The organism is Edwardsiella sp. A.80236, from assembly GCF_044540725.1.
Classification (GTDB): domain Bacteria; phylum Pseudomonadota; class Gammaproteobacteria; order Enterobacterales; family Enterobacteriaceae; genus Edwardsiella; species Edwardsiella tarda.
In genome coordinates this window covers 409,827-429,777 of record NZ_JBIUCY010000001.1, presented here as the reverse complement: position 1 = coordinate 429,777, position 19,951 = coordinate 409,827, and the positions used below count along the sequence as shown (strand labels likewise).

The following is a 19,951-nucleotide window of genomic DNA, read 5'->3' as shown; positions in this document are numbered from 1 at the left end:
CCAATAATGAGAATAAAAACACTCATCATTTTTATAATTAGACTAAGTAAGGGATAGTAATGAAAATAGCTGGCTACGCTCTCAACCCCGTCGCTGTCGCCCTACTGCTGGCCGGACTCAGTACCGCCCATGCCGAGGAGCGCGTCATCGTTAGCGGCAATCTACTGGGCGATGCGCGCGCCGAGGCGGTGAAAACCTACCCCGGTAGCCGTAGCGTCATCAGTAACCAACAGCTGACACAGGATGCCAACCGCTCCATTGATGACGCCTTGCAGCACGTTCCCAACGTGAAAATTCAAGATGAAACCGGCACCGGAATACTGGCACAGATCGCCGTGCGCGGCCTGCAGGACAGCCGTAGCGGCTACGTGCAGATGTTGCTCGATGGCATCCCGCTGGCATTGGCGCCCTATGGTCAAACGGGATTGTCCCTGTTCCCGGTCACCTTCCAGACCATCGATCGCATCGACGTAGTACGCGGCGGCGCGGCGGTACAGTATGGACCGAACAACGTCGGCGGGGTGATCAACATCATCAGTAAACCCATTCCTCTCCGTTGGACGAATACCGTGTCACAGCGCACGACGCTGGCCGGCCATGGCCGCAATCTGTATGACACCTACCTCAGTAGCGGCGGTATGTTGAATGATCGTGTCGGCCTCCAGATCGAGGGCAATCTGATCAAGGGTAGCGCGTTCCGTCAGCACAGCCGACAAACCGTGCAAAACTACCGCATCAAGGGGTTGTGGAACATTAACGATGACAGCAGTCTGAATCTGACCTACCAGTACTACGATGCCGATGCCCAACTTCCCGGCGCCCTCTCTAGCGCGGATTACCAACAGGATCGGACCCAGAGCACCCGCCTGCAAGATGGTTATCAGGGGCGTACTCAACGCCTGAGCGCGGTCTATAACACCCTATTGGATCGGGTCGGTCCCTTCGACTCGGGGGAGTTCAACTGGACGCTGTTCGGCCACCTGTCACATCGCAGTTTCGACGTCGGCCTGAGCCAGCAGCCGGGATTAGTCTGGGCGCCGGATCGTCCGGCGGACATCAAACAAAGCTCGCCGCGCGACTTCAAGGTCTGGGGCACCGAACCCCGCCTGACGCTGTACCACGAGGGAAGCGCCATCAACCAGAAGATCACCCTGGGGGCTCGCTTAATCGATGAAAATATCGACTACCTGGTTCAGCGCCACTATCTGACCAGCGCGCGCCCGGATCAGGTTACGCGTGATTGGAAATTCCGCAATCAGGGGGTGGCCGGCTACCTCAGCGATGCCGTGATGCTATTCGACGACAGCCTAACCCTCACCCCCGGGATACGCTTCGAACAGGTCAACGAACACTATCGCGATAATCAAAGCGGCCAGGTCGTGAAGAACCGCGATCAACAGTGGCTGCCCGGGATCACTCTCGGCTATCAGGCGACCCCCTCCTGGTTCCTGTATGCCAACGCCCAGAAGAGTCTGCGCGCCCCACAGGTCACTCAGATCGTCAAGGGCGGGCAACGTGGCGCGGAATTAGCGTGGAACTACGAATCCGGGGTGCGTTATACCCCCTGGACGACCCTCAGCCTACAGGCCGACTACTACCGCATCGACTACACGGACAGTAAGATCATCTACGACAACGCCAGCGCCACCTTCGTCAACCTGGGGCGGGCGCGTTATCAAGGCATCGAGCTGGAGGCCTTCTATTCCCCCGCCTTTCTCGATGGGCTGAAACTGCACGCCGGTTACGCCTACCTTGACAGCCAGCAATTGGTCGGCGCCAACGCCGGTCGCCAGATGCCTTATGCCTCCCGCCACCAGCTGGTGCTAGATGGCCGTTACCAGTGGCGTGACACCACCTTCGCGCTCTCCGCGTACTATTACAGCGCCGCCTTCTCCGACAAAGAGAATAGCCGCGAGGAGTCGGCGAAGGGCGATGCCGGACGCCTGCCCGCCTATACCGTCTGGAACGCTCAGGTGACTCAGCAGCTATATCATGACCGAGATAGCCAACTGTCCGGCTACCTCACCGTGAATAACCTGTTGAATAAGGACTATTACTACCGCGGGATCGATACCAGCCCCTGGGGACGCCAGCCCGCGCCGGGGCGTTCCGTCACGCTGGGCGTCGACTACACCTTCTAATCATCTAGGTCACTCGCCCCCTGCCCGGCAGGGGAAGCGCGCCTCCCGCGTTCCCCTGATATCAAGGGAACGCGGGGATGAGCAAGGTCAGGTGGGAGCGCTTAGGCGATCCCTGTGGTCAACCAGAAGCTCCGGCTCTGCTGCGCGGCCAACTGCAACACGGTGCCATTGCGCTGCGCCGCCAAGGCTCCCTCCGGCCGGCAGGTCGCCGGCAGGACGAAAGCGGCCACCTGCTGATCGCCGTTGTACAAGATCCAACGCGTCGCATAGTTAAAGTCGCGACTGGAGAAGCGCGTGACAAAGGTGGTGCCGTCCGCTGCCTGCATGCGAAACTCTTGTCGCTCACCGTAACGATCCAAGCGATCGGCGAAGAAGACGATCTCAGGGTCGTAACACGATGGATCGTCCAAGGCGCTCAGCGTCACCTCTCCCTGGCGCAGCCGTTCGATAAAGCGTTGCCACTGCGGCGTCGGCACCACGTGAGCCGGGATCGACTCACGCAGCGTCCAGGCCTGGTCCGGGATCGTCTGGCTGAACACCGCCCCGGGGACATAGGCGTAGTTCATGTGACACATATACTGTAATGGCATCGGCGTCGACGCGAGGTTCGTCACCTGCATGCCGATATCGAACAACGCTCTATCTCGATGCAGCACCACCGTAGGCTGGGCCCGGTAGTGATGACCGAAGCCCATCACATACTCATAGCTGCCGGTGACGCTCAGGCTACCCTCATCCAGCTCCAGCCAGGCCTCATCCATCGGCGCACAAGGCATTTCACCGTGTAGCGGATGATCGTCCTGCGGCGATGGGCAGCCGTTGGCCAGCAGACCGGAGTGGAAGGCGAAACAGCCGTAAGTCTCCACCACCTGCCGCGCCGGCTGCGGTTGACGGAACGGGTTACGCATTGTCAGATCGTGTCCGTCGAAGCAAGCCTGCCAGATCATCTGCCCCATCCAGGGCAGGATCAGCAGATGTCCACGACCGTTCTCTACCCGTAACCCTTCGACGCCGCTGGCATAACGTAACGCCGTTACACGAAAATCGTCATTCTCCAGCAGGATGCGCGGTTGCTCGCTGAACAGTGTGCGCCATAACTGAATTTTGCTTTTCATCACGCCTCTCCTCGTAACGTATCCGCTGCCGTCACGCCCTGCGCTGCCCGGCTCTCACGCCAGAAATAGACACCGACGTAGACAAAGCACAGCATCGATACCAGGAATGAGAGCTGCAACGAATGGAACATATCGGCCACATATCCCTGCACCGCCGGCACCACCGCTGCGCCGACGATCGCCATCACGATGACCGCCCCGGCCATCTCCGTATGCTCATTGTCCACGGTATCCAGCGTGCCGGCATAGATCGTCGCCCAGCAGGGGCCAAACAGAATGCTCACCGCAACCGCGACATAGACCGCGCTAAAGCTGGGCGCCAGCGCGACATAGGCCAGCAACAGGGCGCCGATCAGCGAATAGATCACCAGCACCTTTTGCGGGTTGAAACGGGTCATCAGAATGTTGGCGATAAACTTGCCGATGAAGAAGCAGGCGAAGCTATAGACCATAAAGGTCGAGGCGTCGCGTTCGTTGATGTCACCCAGCTCCAACGCCAGTCGAATGGTGAAGGACCAGACCGCAACCTGCATCCCGACATAGAGGAACTGGGCGACGATACCGCGGCGGAAACGGGCGTTCGCCGCCAGATAACGCAGTGTCTCGCCCGCCGAAGGGCGCGGGCGCCCTGCCTGTTGCGCCACTTTACAACTGGGGAATCGCGTCAACAGAAACAGCGCCATCACCACCAGCAACACCATGATCATATACTTATACGGTTCGAGCGTGTTCTCCAGCATTGCCAGTTTAAACGCATGGATCTGTTCGGCATTCATCCCCGCCATCTGCTTCTCGAGGCTATCGCCCTCGGAGAACACCAGGTATTTGCCCAACAGGATCCCGGCCGCCGCCCCGATGGGATAAAAGGTCTGGCTGATATTCAGACGCAGCGTAGCCTGTGCCTGGGGCCCCAACATGGAGCTATAGGTGTTCGCGGCGGTCTCGAGGAAGCTCAAGCCGATGGCGATGGCGAAAATCGCCGCCAAGAACATCGTATAGGTCGCCATATGGGAGGCGGGGAAGAACAGCGAGCAGCCGGCGATATATAACGCCAAGCCGATCATTATGGCGACCTTATAGCTGCTTTTCTTAATCACCAGTGACGCGGGGATGGCAATCAGAAAATAACCGCCATAGAAGGCGCTCTGCACTAATGCCGAGGCGAAGTTACTTAATTCAAAAACACTTTTAAACTGCGTAATCAGAATATCGTTGAGTGCCGCCGCACATCCCCAGAGTGGGAAGAGACAAGATAATAAAATAAATTGAAACAGCGGGGTACGATTCAGATAGCCATCTGGCATCTGGATGATGCTTTTATTATTCATAATGAATGCTACCTTATTAACAGAGATATTAGGCGTTCAACGCCAGAAACTCATTGAACTGCTCGATACTGGGATAAGAAGATTGCGTTCCTTTCCCGGTCACACTGAATGCGGCAAATAAGGCCGCCTTTCTCATCGCCGCCTCAACATCACCCTCCTGTACGTAATAGTGAGCGAAGCAGCCGATAAAGGCATCACCGGCACCGCTGGTGTCCACCGCAGACACCTTGAGCGCCGGAACATGGACCTCCTGCTCGCGCGTCATCCAGAGCGCGCCCTTCTCGCCCAAGGTCACGATGATATTATTCAGCCCCTTCTCTATCAGGCTTCTGGCCGCGATGCGCGTGTGCTCATAGGTGTCCACCGGCAAACCGGTCAGGATCTCTAACTCGGTCTCATTGGGCACAAAGAAATCGCACTTACAGGCATAGGACATGTCCAATTCGCGCAGTGCTGGGGCCGGATTCAGTAATACCTGAATGCCATGTTTTTTACCGAACTCGATGGCGTGATAGACGGTTTCCAGCTGCACCTCTAATTGCAACACGATTAGCTGGCATTTCTTTAAATCCGCCGCCGCCCGATCAATATCCTCTGGGGAGAGGAATTTATTCGCCCCTTTAATAATCAGAATACTATTACTGGAGTTCGCGTTGACAAAAATTGGCGCCACACCGCTGCTGGTGCAGGGCACCTTCTCCACGTAGCTGGTATCGATGCCCCAGGATTCGAGATTGCGAATGGTATTATCGGCAAAAATATCATCCCCAACTTTCGTCAGCATCATCACCTTAGAATTCAGCTTGGCGGCCGCCACCGCCTGATTCGCCCCCTTCCCGCCGCAACCGATTTTAAATGCCGGCGCCTCTAGCGTTTCCCCCTCTTTTGGCATCTGGTTGGTATAGGTGATGAGATCCACCATGTTGGAACCAATAACAGCAATATCCATTCTCTTACTCCTTAACAACGTCCAGATAACAATGATAGTGAAGAAACATTATCATGTTACATGAGCAACATTTGTGACTATGATCGCGATTAGTCACGTGGAGTAAAACGGAATACATACAGTGAGATCTGCGTCAGATGATCGGCCGATCATCCCGCGTTAGCATGGGAGAAAGTGATGGATTAAAGTCATTTAATAACAAATAGATAAATTCTCATCATCCGCAACAAGGCTTTTTTTTCATCCTGTCCGGCGCTATAGTAGAAACATAAATGGCCTGTTCCCTCACACGCCAAATGTTACTAGCGAAACATTTTGCTGTGAGCGTGGAGAATCCGCATGGAAACCAAACAAAAAGAGCGCATCCGTCGCCTGCAAGCCCTGCTGCAAAAGTCCGATCGCATTCATCTGAAAGATGCGGCACGTATGCTCGAGGTCTCGGTGATGACCATCCGCCGTGATCTAAGCCCCGATAATCACCCGCAGCCGCTACCGCTCGCCCTGCTCGGCGGCTATATCGTCGCGATGAATGCCCCCCACTCAGCGCTTCCCCAAGCAGAGAGCACGCCGTCGCAACATCATCCGGACGATCTCCCCATCGCTATTCTGGCCGCCGGGCTGATCGCCGACAACGATCTGGTTTTCTTTGATAATGGCCCCGAGATGGCGCTCCTGGTCAGCCTGATCCCCGATGATATCCCGTTTACCGGGATCTGCTGTTCACACGCCGTCTTCCTGGCGCTCCGGGAGAAACCGCAAGCCTCGGCCATCCTCTGCGGCGGCCGTTACTGCGCCAGAAACGACACCTTCTATGACCACGCCAACCCCTCGATGCTCGATACCCTGAACCCGCGTAAGGTCTTCATCTCCGCCAATGGCGTCGACGAGCGTTACGGTGTCACTTGGCAAGAGCTAGACGACGCGGCGCTCAAGCGCAAGGCTATCGATCATGGGCTCCGTAAGATCCTGCTGGCACGCCATGGTCTGTTCGACGATGTGGCCCCCGTCAACATCGCCCCGCTCGCGGCCTTCGATCTGCTGATCAGCGATAGGGCGCTACCGGGAGAATACGCGACCTGCTGCCGGGCGGCGGGGGTACGCGTCATCACGCCGGACTCCGAGGCGGAGAGCGAGTCGCCGTGATTCGCACGCACGCCGCCAGGCGTGTGAGTCGCCATGATCTAAGCCAAGCGCCGAGCGGAGAACAACGCGTCTCCCTGGCGCATGACAAGCAACGGCGCCGTCCCCTGGCACCCGACCGCCCCATGCCTGATGACATATCCTGACGCCAAGGTGCCGTCGGGGCGGTTCGCCGACAAACTCGCCGTATGATTAAATCCATCAATAATGGAATGAGCCCAGAACCGTAGATAAATTCTGTCCTCACGACGAGGCCCATTCAACGGTCTCCGGACTGACTTCTCCTACCGGGCTTTTCCTAGCCCCCCCCGTACAACCGAAACCAATAAAAAACCAAGATTAAAATATAAAAACTAAAGGCTAAAGACCCTGCCGACAGACCGCATAGTAGTTGTAGTTGGAGTTGATGCTGACGACGACGCCAGTGCCCAGGTAGACGTAGTAGTGGCGGCCAGCACCGCTGGCCTCAGAGGACCAGTAGTAGTAGCCGGGGAAAGCAGCGCCTTTGCCCATCATAGCCCCCCACTCACCCCACAAATTACCTACAGAGCGTGTACCTGCAACATCAACTGCACCATTTGACAGTTGTGCCACTGTGGGTTGTCCACCACGCGTTGAGCAGAAGGTATTTGCAGCCGTCCAGGTCATCGTAATTTTCGCATCGTTCGCGAACCATCCATTCAGGGTGAAGGTATAGCTGGCCAAAACTGCTCCGCTGGTTTTATCTTTCACCTGGATAACCTGCGGACCGCTGCGTGCCGTGTTCAGAGTGACGACCCCCGTCGTGTCGACGCTGGTGTAGCCTGTACCATTGTTGCTGCCATCCACCGCCCACTGGTACGCTGTCGGGTTATTGTCACTCAGACTCACCTTAAATCTCGCATTCGCAAATCCCGTTTGCGGGAACCCGCTACTGCTTCCAAAGCTGAATGCATTTATCACCGGGCTTACCTCCGTGACTCTTGGTGGTACAAATGTAATCTGCTGCGTACCGGGTGTCACCGACAGCGGCCCGCCGTTAAGTTTGGGCGTCACGTTTATTGTACCCACGCTCCCACTTTTGACGGTGGCCGCGTAAATACCACTTCCTGGAGCTGTCTCCACGGGCTGGGGAAGTGCGGGAGGTCCGCCACTAAATCCGCTGACCACGCTCGCCACCAGGGAGAGACGTGTCGCGATACCGGTCACGGGGCGACCCCCGCTGTCCTTCAACGTCAGGGTGAGCACAGTACTGTCGCTGTTATTGGCAATAACACTGGCTTTACTGGCCGTAAAGGCAGAGCCTGCAGCGACAGGCAGGCCCTGAACCACAGCCGAGGCAGCTGAGCGAACTTCCATGCCGACCGCCGGGTCGGTTATTGACGGGTCTGTCGCGGGCGTATACCCAAACTGAAGCGTATGACCGGCATCACCGGCTGTTAGTCTGTACGATGTCCCTGACGCCACCGGCGTGGTACCGCCTGAGCGATACCACTGTTTCAGACTGTTAAACTCAGCATCCCCATCCACATCATTAAACAGCGGTGAGCCGGAGGATTGCAGCGTATCCCCCTCCAGCGGATTCCCCGTCGTCGCAATAATAGCCACACCGCTGACCGTCGGTGCATGACCTTTGACAGTCTCGGTGCTCTTCAATGCAGCCGACGCCGGGTGCCCGAGCAGCAACCCCAGCATCAGCGCAACGACCGGGTGATACCCTATCCTGCGTGTTATTCTCATGTGATTATTCTCTACAGCAGCTCTTAGCGCATCGACTCTTGGCTACGATTCTGCCCTATACGGCCCACCAGACAGTGTGCCTGGTAGGGATATTGCCCCCACTCACGCGACCAACACACCGTATCAATCGCGTTCGCTGGTTTTGTGCTTAATAACGCCTGATTGTTACGGTTATTTGGTTGCCACCACCTGAATCTTACGTTTCTGGTCTCCCTTCTGGATGGTGTAGGTCGACGCGTTAGCCCCTGCGATATCATCCCAGCCGGTACCACTCGCGTTCTGAATCTGCCACCGGATAGTAGACGTTGCCGTACAATCATCACCCGACGTACAGGTCGCGACTGCGGTCAACGTATCACCCACCAACGGATTCGGACTGCTCATACCGCTAATAGTGACAGATGCCACAGCGTTGCTGTCGATAGTGATAGTGCCGTCACCGCTATCAGAGCCATCGATGGCGCCACCGTGGCTTGAGAAGACCTCGGCACCCGTAGCCGGATCGGTCACTGACGGATCCGTATTCGGAATCACACCCACTCTGATAACACGGCCAATATCGCCTTTCGTCAGTGTATAAGTAGCGTTATTTGCACCACTAATGGGAGCGTCATCGCTGTACCACTGATAGGTCGGTGTTGTCGCGGTATCGCCATCTGGATCTGAGAACGCATTGGCGCTTGCCGTAAGCGTATCTCCCACACTAGCAACCCCATTAGTGTCATTATCCCGAAAGACAATCCCAACATCGCCATACACGGGCGCTCGTCCTTTAACCGTTTCGGTTGGTATTGACGTTGTTGCGGCCAATGCCGCTCCGGAAATAGCCAGAATGACCGGGGCCAACAGCGCTTTTTTCTTAAACATCGTAATTCCTATTTTCATTAATGACTTCATACCATTAGGTTGTTACTGCCCGTGTTATTGGCGAGGAGGAGACATCCCTTCCTCTTGTTATACTCAGCGATAATTTCGCAGAGACATTTCATCTTTTTTTCAATCAATCAAAGCGCACGAACACTTATCGCGCCCCCACGATGACCTGAATACGGCGTCGTTGGTCTGCCCCTAGCGGCATGTAAGTTGGCGAGGTTGCTCCTGAGATATCAATGTAAGAGCCACTGTTGATGGCATCCTCTATTTGCCATTGGTAAGTCAGTGAGGTGGGACATCCTGTTGCACACCTGACCTCTGCGGCCAACGAAGACCCAACCAAGGGATAACCATTTACCAATCCCGCCACACTCACCCTGGTGAGCACGCTCACGAAGGTCACATCCTGGCTCTGGGTCTGCCCGTTCACCTCAGCTGTGACGACCGTGATGCCAGCGGTGGTGTTGGTCAGCGCAATGTGGGCCACCCCGTTACTGTCGGTCTGTACCGTGACCGTATCGGGTTGCGCGCCATTATTGGTGTGGATCACCACCTCCCGATTGGCCACCGCGTTGCCGCTAGCATCTTTCACCACAAAGTCGACACCGACCGCGGCGCTCCCGTTGGCCAGGGCCTTGTCGCCCGTTACCGTCGGGGCCCCGGTAAAGTGGAGCGAGCTGGGGTCGGCGACGAAGGCCACATCCTGGCTCTGGCGCTGCCCGTTCACCTCAGCCGTGACGACCGTGGTGCCGACAGTCGTGTTAGTCAGGGTGGCGGTGGCCACACCATCGGCACCGGTCTCAGCGGTGGTGTTGATGGTTGCCCCATTGTCTGCGGTGAAGTTTACCGTCTGTCCCGCAACCGGATTACCGTGCGCATCCGTTACCCGGGCTTGCACGGCATTAGTCACGATACCGTTGGCCAGCGCGTTATTACGGGTGATCGTCAGGCTCCCCTCCATCAGGGTCGCGCTGCTCGCATCAGCCACAAAGGTAGTGTTTACCGTCTGGCGTGAATCATTCACTTCGGCCGTGACGGCCGTGGTGCCGGCGGTGGTATTGGTCAGGGTGGCGGTGGCCACACCATCGGCACCGGTCTCAGCGGTGGTGTTGATGGTTGCCCCATTGTCTGCGGTGAAGTTTACCGTCTGTCCCGCAACCGGATTACCGTACGCATCCGTTACCCGGGCTTGCACGGCATTAGTCACGATACCGTTGGCCAGCGCGTTATTGCGGGTGATAGTCAGCTGCTCACGGACAATCTCTGCCGTATCGGCAAGATCTTGGTCTGTAATATCTTGGTTTCTCTCCGGCAGTACGACTATTTGCATGATTGCCCGCGGGGACACATTTCCCTGCCTGTCATAAGCCACCGCACTCAATGTATACACATTACTATTACGGCTTGGCTGATAAGATGGCAGTGTTATCGTTATTATCTGTGGTGCAACCTGCACCAATGTCCCTCCTGCGGCAATGAGATCTGCACTACTCCAGTCAATCCGCTCAAGTCCATATTTCGCCCGCACTTGCGCATTCACTGTTAGGGAAGAGATCGACTCACCGGCTTGTTGCTCCGGTAAAACGATATGTACCAACTCCTGCTTCTGATAATCCAAAATGATTTGATTATTACGCTCTACTAAGTCGTATCGACTCCCCATTAGTGTTCGATTAGCTGCCACGAAGGTGGGCGTGATATGAGCCAGCCAAGACTCACCAAACCGATAGTTCAGTTGGATCTGAATCCGGCTATCATTACTACCGCCTTTCCCTGTACGATGCTCTGCACCAACGGTCAACAGAGGAAACGGTGTATAATTCACGCCGGCTGTAATAGCATACGGATCCTTTTGGCGATTAGCGTTACCAAATAGCGCGACATCATCGCCACGATACTGTTCATACACCAATTTTCCGCCAAGTTGAGGGTGTGAGGGGAAATAAGCCTCGGCACGCAAATCATAACCATGAGCAGGGCGTTCATTATAATCTGAAAAAGAACGCGATTGATTCCAACCGGTCAGACCAAAATATCCATTGGCTGATAGCTTTAGGTAATCCATCCACGCTTCAATCCCTGCACCTATTCGGCGATTTTTACCCGTCAGGTCGTTATCAAAAAAAACATTCATACCGAACATCCAGTTATCCTGGAAGGTTCTGAGGCCGACGCCAAGGTTAAGCGTATTGCGGCTATCCTTGTTACGTCCACCTAGCTGAGTAAACAAAGTATTTGTCTGGCTATCATAGATGGGAAACAAAACATCAATCGCGCTACCATCCAGCTGGAAGTCGTCATTCATGTTCAACTGGACTTGGGCAGAACCGAATTGATTCAACCACTGTTGAACAGAATTATTAATTTCATTGTTCATAGAACTACGAACTAATCGCGCGGCAGATCTAGCCACATCATCACTGGATAACAAGGTAGCTCCTGTTACCAAGTGAGAACCTAATAGGCTTGATGTCGACGCCTCAGGCTGAGCACTCTCTAAAAACGGAGAGTGTTTACGTGGAACATCCAATTCATCCCCAACCGTTAACGCCTCATATGGCTTAGAATGTATTCGGTATTGGTTGATTTGTTTAAGTTTATCAACGGATAGATGGTACTTTTTTGCCACACTCTCCAGAGTTTCACCAGGCGCCAATCGGTAGGGCTCTGTGGATACAATAGGATTAACGCTCTTAGAGGTTGGTGCATTAGCGAAAGCCGGCGTAAAAGCAATACCACAAGGAATAAACAATTGGATCAAGATATTTGCCCAGGCAATAAAATCACTACGACGCGCTGGCGAATTCCATTCTAAATGGGGCTTCCCAAACATTTTATCAAACCCTCAATTTACCAATAAAAATAACTTAGCACTTTCCACATCCACCATACTCAAGTAGTTCAACAGGACACATGAACTGTTTTAATAAGAGCCGTGCTTGAGGTGAGGATTAACTATATCCGAGCATGGATTACCATGCTATTTGATGCTAAGGATATAGCACATTAGTTATAAATCGACAAAAAACTAAAAACAGCAGAGCTATACTAGTAGCACACATATTAACTCATCTAGACAATCAAGAGATTATGAGTAAAAATACAACTGGCGACTGGATGGCAATAACTCTTAGATGATCGAAATAAAAGATTAATTCATTTTATATCGCCATCAATTAAATCATGAGAAATGCCATCGACTAAGTTAAGTTCTGCTCTCCAGCTAAAGCATGGAAATGCTGACTACATAGAAAATATATGCATATAATAATAAAAAACATTAAAAGAAAGCTCAACAACACTAACTAATAGCAATGCTAAAATGGCAAACAAGAGTAATGACGAGTTATTCCAATTCATATTCACCAAACCATTAATAGATTAATATCTTTGCTCACCTCCATTCTATATAGTTTGCAATTACAATAGCTAGAAATCATAACGATATATTACTATATCAAAAATGCCATAGTCACGGCATATAAATAAAGATATGACTTACTCGCACGTTATTAAATTGAATTAATTACTCTCGGACCACATGTGATATTATTTTTATGAACCACCCTCACTCCTCTGACTATCTTTATATTGTTGATATAATCCCGTGACGTTATTAAAGATAGCATCAACGACTAAACCAAGCCGGTATGGTTGTAGTTCGCGTTTTCTATACACCATAAAAATATCTAGGTTAATAGAGTAATCACCCATGAGAACTGGCACAAGCTGAGAACCAACTGGATAATTCACATGAATGTATTTAGGCACAAGAACAAAACCCATGCCATGGGTAGCTATATGAATAGCAGAAAGAAAATTATCACAAACAATACTTCCTTGCGTCACAATACTTGTTTTTTCATCAGTCTTTTTATTTACCAATGAGATTGGATTACAATAATCATCATTAAGCCACGCCTGTTGTAAAACCCATGGATAAAGTTGTAGATCTTGCAATGTTGATATTTTTTTATCTGCTATAAAATCCTTGCTCGCACAGATCGACAACTCCATAGTAAGAAGCTTACGAGCAATAAGATTTTCATCAGTAGGTGAGGTAAATGTTATTAATATATCGCAATCCTTTGGGTATTTCACACCCTCAAAATATTCTTTACTGGCAATTGATCTTGTAGTGAAAACAAGCTTTATATCTTGATGCTCTTGACTAAATCTTGGAATAAAATCCAGACTCAATAGAGTTTGTGCAAAGATAGGAAGATGAATGTTAACTACTCCTCCAGGGGATTTTTTATGATTGTGAATATATAACTTGAGCAACTCATTATTAGCTAAGACTCGATCTATATGAGGTAAAATATCATGACCAAATGTAGTCAGACGTAATGGGCGAGCATCACGATCGAATATTTTAACACCGATTCTTGACTCTAACTGATGCAACATTCGGCTCATATTGGCTTGGGCTAGCCCTAAGTTTACTGCAGCTAAAGACACGCTTCCTGTTTTAGCCAACTCCTGAATAATAATCATGTCATTCAATTTAAGTAAATCTTTCATGATAAAAATCACCCTATGGTTTGAAACTATACATTCTGCTATAGTTATCTCTACAAAACAATATGGTACAAAATAATTAAAAATTCAAGACAATGCCATAATGTTATATCAAACATAAACAGATAAATTTTATTCTGAGCATGATAAAAAGAAGGACATTGAATAAATGGTGAAAAATATGCTTATACTCAACCCTCACAATGACAGAGGCTTTGCTATCACGCATTGGTGTAACCACATCTAGGGGGCCATTGTTAATGGGATCGTCGCCTCCTGCATCTTGTAGCACAGTGGGACGATAAATCGTCACGACTAAAGCAGAGCGACCATCATGACCATTAAAACCATCGACAGCGATTTGGCAAAAGAGATTTTCTGGATCCACGACATTGACGCACATGGCAGAGGCTGGCTTGGTTAAATAAATCAGAGTTAGGATAAGTATCCCCATTGCAGGTTGCTGCTGTCAGTCAATACGCTCGCTCTCTGGTATTCCTGCCTTCATCATTTTATTCAGCGCACACATCATGGCCCACGCCTCTGCAAGCTGTGCATCATCATCCCGTAGTGTCAATGAACCACCGAACCGTTGTTTAACGCGGTACATCGCCGTTTCCGCTATCGACCGCCGGTTATCATCTATTGTCCCTTTCCAGCGTACATCGTTCTCACTCGGCCGCTGATGCGCAACAGCGCGATTACGATCTGCATACTCACCCGGCCAGTCACCTGCCCCCTTTCGAGGAGGGATGAGGGGGCAGATGTTCTTACGCCGCAGTTCATCGTGACACCACCGGGTGTCGTAATCAGCCCCCGCCGCCGCTGGCCTGATTTTTCGCAGGGTCTGCCGGATCAGTCCCAGGAAAGCCTCAGCATCGATAACATTGTTCAGTGCCCGGCAATGTTGTCGAGATAAGTCCGATCATCGATAGGACGGCGTGATTTCACTAACTCACTCGCGCTCTCTTTATCATGGCCTACGAGCGCCCAATCGTTGTGAGTGGTTTGATTGGTTGGGAAATCCCCATATCCTTTTTTTCTTTTGGATGAAACAATCTACCGTATGAGCGTAGGGATTATTGTCGATATACCATAATCCGATAGCGCAACCAGATGCCCCACATCCGGCACAATACACAGTAACCGAAGTTATAATTCAAAATAGAAATTATCATAAAGTGCTATCCCGTTTACCTGGCATTTATTTTTCAAGGCAAAAAATAGGTATTATTTATGCCGCACATAAATCACACAATTACTCGTACAGCAACGACAAATAACACTCTGCGGCATTGTTTTTAGACAAGGGAAATTCGCCATGAAAAATAAATGGCTGTTAAAAAGGGTTGAGTATCGCCTAAAAGTATTACGCGCCTGGTTACAAAGCGATAGACGATTTAAAGCCAAGCGCTTTTATGATGATTTTGGCCGAGAGCTACAACTATCACCACCGCAGACGTTCAATGAAAAAATCATATTCCGTATGATTTTCGATAGAAATAAACGCTTTACGGAGCTGGCTGACAAGGTCATCGCCCGTGATTTCATTCGTCAACAGATCGGTGAAAAGTATGTGGTAGCGACGTTAGGAGTATATTCCGCCTTCGATCATATCGATTTTAATACGCTGCCGCAGAAATTCGTGATTAAATGTTCGCACGATAGCGCCAGCGCCATCGTCTGCACCGATAAAGCACGGTTCGACATAGCCGGCGCGCGTGCAAAAATAAACTTTTACTTATCTCGCAATATGTATGTAACCACGCGCGAAAGACACTATAAAAATATAACTCCGAGAATAATCTGTGAGAAATACTTGGATGTCTTTGCTCAGCGCGATCAAGATATTACTCCCGAACTATTTCGGGTACATTGTTTCTCGGGGCAGCCTAAGTTTATCGAAGTCGATTTTAGTGATAGCCGGGGGCGGGAGTCGGTCAATATTTATGATGAAAACTGGCAACGCCAAGATGTCCGTGTAGGCTATCGCCAAACCCATTACCCCAACAATCTCGATCCGCGTATCAGTAAGCCCGCCAAGCTCGACGAAATGCTGGCTCTCTCACGCCAACTGACCGCCGACTTCGATTATTGCCGGATGGATTGGTTCGTAGTCGGTGACGATATTTACTTCAGCGAATTCACCTTTACGCCCTACGCCGGGCGGATGCGCTTCTTCCCCGCGGAGTTTGACTACCGTTTCGGGGCGGCGTGGCAGCAACAGATCCATCCCGAGAGCAAGCGAACGGCACGATAGATGACGTCGCCCGGCTGATGGGATCAGCCGTGGCGGCCCAGGTGACCGCCGCAACGCCCCTCCCGGCGGGGGGGGAAAGCCCTCCCGCCCCACGAAGTTACCAGAAAAATCCGCTTAAACCGCGCACCGCGTTCGCGCTAACATCGCCCCCTATCCGCACTAAGGAGATCACCGTACATGAACCGCACAGCCATCGCCGCACTCAGCTTACTGCTCTCCACCCTCGGCAGCACCGCCTACGCCGCTGGCAAGCAGATCAACGTCGAATTCCCCCGGGGACAGGATAGCGCGCATTACTCTGGCCGCATCAAGGGGTACGATTACGATAGCTATGTCTTCCGCGCCAACAAAGATCAACACCTGCGTCTCACCCTGTCCAAGGAGACGGTCGATGCGGTGCTATTCGGACCGGGGATCGACGATTCGATCGACTTAGGGAAATACTCGTCGGCCCTGGATAACCAAGGTCGCTACACCTTACCCGCCAGTGGGAAGTATGAGATCCGCGTCTTACAGAGCCGTGCGGAGGCGCGACGCCATGAGCAGAAGCCCTATCGTTTCGATCTGCAAATAACGAACTAACCGCCACCACATCCGTGGACCCATGCTCCGCCCGCGCGCGTCAACGGCTTTGCGCCCAGAGCCACTGGCGGAGACGCTCGCCAACCTCGCCTGCGCCATTCGCCGCAGGCGCCCGTCAGGCCACTCCGGCAGCACCGCCGCTAGCGAGCGCCCCATCGCCGCCAGCGACAAGGTAAAAACAGCAGCCACCAGGCCAGCGCCCACATCGGCGGCAAGAAACCCTCCATGATGTGCATTGCCAACGCCGGTGGCGGTGCTGCCAGCAGGCATAACGCCCCCCGCGCCGCATGACCCGCGCCTCATTGAGTATTCGTATCGCATCGCGTCTGCCGCCAGCGTTTATTGACCAGGATGGTCGAGAAGTAGGCCAGCGGCTGTTCCTCGTCGACCTCATCCAGATGGCGCCAGCAGCGCTCGCCGGGGAGGGTCGCCTCGGCCATCATCAACGCGCACTCCAGTAGTCCGGCCTGCGCCAGCAACGCCTTAATGCGGGCAAAACGGCCATAGACCTTCATCAGTACCAGGCTGTCATGCTGCTGCAACGCCTGGATGATCTCCGCCTCCGGCGCGGTACAGGCGATCACCGCCAGCGACTGTTGCTCCATCGCCAGCGGCGTTTGCGCCCGCGCGGCGATGGCGGCGAACGAGGTCACGCCGGGTACGATCTCCAGCCACGCGGGGCTGCCGATACGCTGGAGCAGGAAGACCCAGGTGCTGAACAGCATGGCATCACCGAGAGTGATAAAGCCGACGCGCTGCCCGGCCTCGACCGCCTGAATCAGCTCGGCGGCGATGCCATCCCATGCCGCCTCCTTCTCCGCACTGTCGCCGCTCATCGGGAAGTGGCGGCAACGGATCTCGGTCTGCGGCGTGAGATACTCCCGCACGATGGAGAGCGCTAAGCTGTCGCCGCCGCGCCGTCCCGCCGGGGCATAGAGGACATCCAGCGTGGCGAGGAGACGCGCGGCGCGCACGGTGACCAGATCGGCGGCCCCCGGCCCTGTACTCAGGGCGTACAGTCTGCCCGTCATGCCGCCGCCTCCATGCCGCCATTGAGCGCCTGTTGCAAATGCGCGACGAACATCGCCCGAACCGCCGGATTCTCGCCCAAGCCACTCAGCCATGGCGTCGCCGGGATACCCGCCGCATTGAAGCGCGTTTTCCACGAGTCCGCCTGGTCGGAGGCCATGTCATTGATTGCGTGATCGCCGGCGACCAGCATCAGCGGCATCAGATGCACCGCCTCGATCCCCGCGTGGCGTAGACTCGCGATCAACACCTCGACCTCCGGGTAGCTTTCTACCGCGCCGACCCGGCCGGGGAAGCCCTGCGCCGTCATCATGTGGTCGAGGCAGGCATAGGCCGCGAAGGCGTGATGACTGGCGCCGTGGCCCATAAACACCACCCGCTCGCGTGCCGCCAGCGTCGGTATCTGTTGACGCAACGCCTGCATCAACTGTTGATAATCCGCATGGCTGCTCAGCAACGGCCCGCCCAGGGTAAGACGCGCGAACAAGGGGCGCATAATCTGGACCTCGCGCACGATCTTCTCGTACTCATCGCCGTTGATGATGTGCAGCGACTGGATCGCCACATCCTGGTAGCCTTGCTGCGCCAGCCTTTGCAACGCCTGTAAGGGGGTATCGATCGCCAGCCCATCCCGCTCGCGGAGCTTGCGAATGATCATCCCGGAGGTGAAGGCCCGAAACAGCTCCCGATCGGGGCAACTGGCCGCCAGATCGCGTTCGCAGGCCACAATATTCTTCTCGCCGGTCTCGTGATAACTGGTCCCGAAACTCACCACCAACAGCGCCTTTTTCATCTGATACTCCTTAATTCTCGGCCAACCAGCGCGCCAAACGCTGTTGAAATGCGGACGGACTGTCCAATACGGTTTCCCCCGTCACCGGCGGGGTTGGGCGGCTCACGACGATGCAAGGGATACCGGCATCGAGGCAAGGCAGCACCTTCTCCTGGTAGCCGCCCTCCGCGCCGGAGTCTTTGCTGATCACCACGTCGGCGCGGCAGTGGCGATAGAAGGCGGCATTAAACGCTGCGTCGAAGGGGCCGCACAGCGCGAAGATCTGCCCGACGCCCAGGCCGAGCGCGGCGCATTGCGCCACCACCTCGGGCAGCGGCAACACCCGGGCCAGCAAGGTCTTCTCCGGCAAGCCGGCGCACCAACGCGCCAGATCCTTGCTGCCGGTGGTCAGCAACACCCGTTGGCCTAAAGGCCGCGCCAGCGCGCAGGCCGCCTCGATATCCGCCGCACGATGGAGCAACGGGTGCGTCAACGCGCTGAGCTGTGTCGGCCGCTGGTAGCGGGTCAACGTCACGCCCAGCGCCTGGCAGGCCGCGCCGATGTTGCGGCTCACCAGCTCGGCATAGGGGTGCGAGGCATCGATCACCCAGCGTGTACCGTTCGCCCGTAGCCAGGCCTCCATCTGCGCGCGCTCCATGCGGCCACAGCGCACCTGGCCGAGGAGCCCTGCGGCCAACGCCCCGCCCGTCGGTGTCGCCACCGACAGGGTATAGTTCACCCCCGCCGCATCCAGTTGTTGGCACAACGCCCGGGCGTCGCTGGTGCCGCCGATGACCAGCACCTCGCCCGCCGTCACAGCGTGTACCCGCGCGGCGTGATCATCAGGCCATCCTGCACGTAGGTCGCCTTGTTGCCGACGATCACCAGGCTCGTCATATCCACCGGCGTGAAGTCCATCTCGCCCAGGGTGGTCAGCCACTTCTCCTGCTTCTTCCGCCCGGCGGACTTCACCACCCCGACCGGCGTCTGTGCCGGCTTGCTGGCGGCGAGTAGCGCAAACGCGCGCGCCAGATGCCCTTCCCGCCCTCGGCTGCGCGGGTTGTAGAAGCAGATGACGAAGTCCGCCTCCCCGGCGGCGACGATGCGTTTTTCGATCACCGGCCAGGGGGTCAAGAGATCGCTGAGGCTGATATGGCAGAAGTCATGCATCAACGGTGCGCCAAGCAGAGCGGCGGCGGCGATACTGGCGGTCATGCCAGGAATGAGGCGCACCTCCAGATCGCGCCGCTGCTTAGCGACCAGTTCGAGCACCAACCCCGCCATGCCATAGATCCCGGCGTCACCGCTGCTGATCAGCGCGACATGATAGCCGGCCTGCGCCAGATCGATCGCCGCCTGGCAACGCTCGATCTCCTTACACATGCCGGTCTTGATCACCTGCTTATCGCCGGTAAAGGCCTTCACCAGGTGGGTATAGGTCTTGTAGCCGACGACGATCTCCGCCGCCTGTAACGCCTCGATGGCCTCCTGGGTCATCATGGCCTGTGATCCGGGACCGATC

16 protein-coding genes and 1 pseudogene are annotated in these 19,951 nt (G+C 54.4%); 4 read left to right on the top strand and 13 right to left on the bottom strand.

All coding sequences use genetic code 11. The features are described from left to right. Nucleotides 1–59 precede the first annotated feature (59 nt). Nucleotides 60–2,141, top strand: coding sequence for a TonB-dependent receptor family protein (locus ACEQFP_RS01930; protein ID WP_370547396.1), 2,082 nt, complete (start codon nucleotides 60–62; stop codon nucleotides 2,139–2,141). Nucleotides 2,142–2,242: 101 nt separating this feature from the next. Here the strand turns inward: ACEQFP_RS01930 and ACEQFP_RS01925 are convergent, their stop codons facing one another. Genes ACEQFP_RS01925 through rbsK form a run of 3 tightly spaced genes read right to left on the bottom strand, consistent with a single transcriptional unit; the run spans nucleotide 2,243 to nucleotide 5,533 of the window. Beyond that, nucleotides 2,243–3,256 (bottom strand): aldose 1-epimerase family protein, encoded by a 1,014-nt coding sequence (locus ACEQFP_RS01925; RefSeq protein ID WP_370547395.1) that lies wholly within the window; start codon nucleotides 3,254–3,256, stop codon nucleotides 2,243–2,245. Continuing rightward, complete coding sequence (gene fucP / locus ACEQFP_RS01920) at nucleotides 3,256–4,584, bottom strand: L-fucose:H+ symporter permease (protein WP_047059683.1); 1,329 nt, start codon at nucleotides 4,582–4,584, stop codon at nucleotides 3,256–3,258. Before fucP ends, ACEQFP_RS01925 begins: the two co-directional genes overlap by 1 nt. A 28-nt stretch (nucleotides 4,585–4,612) precedes the next feature. Next, nucleotides 4,613–5,533 carry a ribokinase gene (gene rbsK, locus ACEQFP_RS01915; protein WP_005286919.1) on the bottom strand — a complete coding sequence of 307 codons (921 nt, stop codon included), beginning with the start codon at nucleotides 5,531–5,533 and terminating at the stop codon, nucleotides 4,613–4,615. 339 nt (nucleotides 5,534–5,872) lie between these two features. Here rbsK and ACEQFP_RS01910 point away from each other — a divergent pair, with 339 nt between their 5' ends. Further along, complete coding sequence (locus ACEQFP_RS01910; RefSeq protein ID WP_005286922.1) at nucleotides 5,873–6,676, top strand: DeoR family transcriptional regulator; 804 nt, start codon at nucleotides 5,873–5,875, stop codon at nucleotides 6,674–6,676. 357 nt (nucleotides 6,677–7,033) lie between these two features. Here ACEQFP_RS01910 and ACEQFP_RS01905 read toward each other — a convergent pair whose 3' ends face one another. From ACEQFP_RS01905 to ACEQFP_RS01880, 6 genes and pseudogenes are all read right to left on the bottom strand, one after another. Further along, nucleotides 7,034–8,392, bottom strand: a complete 1,359-nt coding sequence (locus tag ACEQFP_RS01905; RefSeq protein WP_068870915.1) for an invasin domain 3-containing protein — start codon at nucleotides 8,390–8,392, stop codon at nucleotides 7,034–7,036. A 171-nt stretch (nucleotides 8,393–8,563) separates the two neighbouring features. Then, nucleotides 8,564–9,259: a ZirU family protein gene (locus ACEQFP_RS01900; protein WP_254654755.1), complete on the bottom strand. Its 696-nt coding sequence runs from the start codon at nucleotides 9,257–9,259 to the stop codon at nucleotides 8,564–8,566. 154 nt (nucleotides 9,260–9,413) lie between these two features. Next, complete coding sequence (locus ACEQFP_RS01895; protein ID WP_370547394.1) at nucleotides 9,414–12,098, bottom strand: ZirU family protein; 2,685 nt, start codon at nucleotides 12,096–12,098, stop codon at nucleotides 9,414–9,416. A 722-nt stretch (nucleotides 12,099–12,820) separates the two neighbouring features. Beyond that, nucleotides 12,821–13,789 (bottom strand): LysR family transcriptional regulator, encoded by a 969-nt coding sequence (locus tag ACEQFP_RS01890; RefSeq protein ID WP_098143116.1) that lies wholly within the window; start codon nucleotides 13,787–13,789, stop codon nucleotides 12,821–12,823. Nucleotides 13,790–13,892: 103 nt separating this feature from the next. Beyond that, on the bottom strand, nucleotides 13,893–14,240 hold the full coding sequence (locus tag ACEQFP_RS01885) for a hypothetical protein (RefSeq protein WP_098143115.1): 348 nt from the start codon (nucleotides 14,238–14,240) through the stop codon (nucleotides 13,893–13,895). A 15-nt stretch (nucleotides 14,241–14,255) separates the two neighbouring features. Beyond that, a pseudogene (locus ACEQFP_RS01880) lies at nucleotides 14,256–14,684 on the bottom strand (transposase); the annotation flags it as partial. A 423-nt stretch (nucleotides 14,685–15,107) separates the two neighbouring features. Between ACEQFP_RS01880 and ACEQFP_RS01875 the strand changes: the two are divergent. Together ACEQFP_RS01875 and ACEQFP_RS01870 are read left to right on the top strand one after the other, a co-directional pair. Then, nucleotides 15,108–16,046: an ATP-grasp fold amidoligase family protein gene (locus ACEQFP_RS01875; protein WP_005286951.1), complete on the top strand. Its 939-nt coding sequence runs from the start codon at nucleotides 15,108–15,110 to the stop codon at nucleotides 16,044–16,046. 177 nt (nucleotides 16,047–16,223) lie between these two features. Next, entirely contained in the window at nucleotides 16,224–16,628 is a 405-nt protein-coding gene (locus ACEQFP_RS01870) for a PPC domain-containing protein (RefSeq protein WP_109578907.1), read from the top strand. 299 nt (nucleotides 16,629–16,927) lie between these two features. Here the strand turns inward: ACEQFP_RS01870 and ACEQFP_RS01865 are convergent, their stop codons facing one another. From ACEQFP_RS01865 to ACEQFP_RS01850, 4 genes are read right to left on the bottom strand one after another with little or no spacing between them, the layout of a single operon-like run. Next, nucleotides 16,928–17,659, bottom strand: a complete 732-nt coding sequence (locus ACEQFP_RS01865; RefSeq protein ID WP_047059669.1) for a cobalt-factor II C(20)-methyltransferase — start codon at nucleotides 17,657–17,659, stop codon at nucleotides 16,928–16,930. Continuing rightward, a complete protein-coding gene (locus ACEQFP_RS01860) occupies nucleotides 17,656–18,450 on the bottom strand; it encodes a sirohydrochlorin cobaltochelatase (RefSeq protein ID WP_005286960.1) in 795 nt (264 codons plus the stop codon). The genes ACEQFP_RS01865 and ACEQFP_RS01860 overlap by 4 nt, the downstream gene beginning before the upstream one ends. Nucleotides 18,451–18,460: 10 nt before the next feature. Next, a complete protein-coding gene (locus ACEQFP_RS01855; RefSeq protein ID WP_005286963.1) occupies nucleotides 18,461–19,246 on the bottom strand; it encodes a cobalt-precorrin-6A reductase in 786 nt (261 codons plus the stop codon). Then, nucleotides 19,243–19,929, bottom strand: a complete 687-nt coding sequence (locus ACEQFP_RS01850) for a precorrin-3B C(17)-methyltransferase (protein WP_370547547.1) — start codon at nucleotides 19,927–19,929, stop codon at nucleotides 19,243–19,245. The genes ACEQFP_RS01855 and ACEQFP_RS01850 overlap by 4 nt, the downstream gene beginning before the upstream one ends. Between the last annotated feature and the right edge of the window lie 22 nt (nucleotides 19,930–19,951).

Bases quoted from the DNA above. Each gene is read 5' to 3' on its own strand.
- ACEQFP_RS01930 (WP_370547396.1), top strand. From the start codon at position 60: ATGAAAATAGCTGGCTACGCTCTCAACCCCGTCGCTGTCGCCCTACTG.
- ACEQFP_RS01925 (WP_370547395.1), bottom strand. From the start codon at position 3,256: ATGAAAAGCAAAATTCAGTTATGGCGCACACTGTTCAGCGAGCAACCG.
- fucP (WP_047059683.1), bottom strand. From the start codon at position 4,584: ATGAATAATAAAAGCATCATCCAGATGCCAGATGGCTATCTGAATCGT.
- rbsK (WP_005286919.1), bottom strand. From the start codon at position 5,533: ATGGATATTGCTGTTATTGGTTCCAACATGGTGGATCTCATCACCTAT.
- ACEQFP_RS01910 (WP_005286922.1), top strand. From the start codon at position 5,873: ATGGAAACCAAACAAAAAGAGCGCATCCGTCGCCTGCAAGCCCTGCTG.
- ACEQFP_RS01905 (WP_068870915.1), bottom strand. From the start codon at position 8,392: ATGAGAATAACACGCAGGATAGGGTATCACCCGGTCGTTGCGCTGATG.
- ACEQFP_RS01900 (WP_254654755.1), bottom strand. From the start codon at position 9,259: ATGTTTAAGAAAAAAGCGCTGTTGGCCCCGGTCATTCTGGCTATTTCC.
- ACEQFP_RS01895 (WP_370547394.1), bottom strand. From the start codon at position 12,098: ATGTTTGGGAAGCCCCATTTAGAATGGAATTCGCCAGCGCGTCGTAGT.
- ACEQFP_RS01890 (WP_098143116.1), bottom strand. From the start codon at position 13,789: ATGAAAGATTTACTTAAATTGAATGACATGATTATTATTCAGGAGTTG.
- ACEQFP_RS01885 (WP_098143115.1), bottom strand. From the start codon at position 14,240: ATGGGGATACTTATCCTAACTCTGATTTATTTAACCAAGCCAGCCTCT.
- ACEQFP_RS01875 (WP_005286951.1), top strand. From the start codon at position 15,108: ATGAAAAATAAATGGCTGTTAAAAAGGGTTGAGTATCGCCTAAAAGTA.
- ACEQFP_RS01870 (WP_109578907.1), top strand. From the start codon at position 16,224: ATGAACCGCACAGCCATCGCCGCACTCAGCTTACTGCTCTCCACCCTC.
- ACEQFP_RS01865 (WP_047059669.1), bottom strand. From the start codon at position 17,659: ATGACGGGCAGACTGTACGCCCTGAGTACAGGGCCGGGGGCCGCCGAT.
- ACEQFP_RS01860 (WP_005286960.1), bottom strand. From the start codon at position 18,450: ATGAAAAAGGCGCTGTTGGTGGTGAGTTTCGGGACCAGTTATCACGAG.
- ACEQFP_RS01850 (WP_370547547.1), bottom strand. From the start codon at position 19,929: ATGATGACCCAGGAGGCCATCGAGGCGTTACAGGCGGCGGAGATCGTC.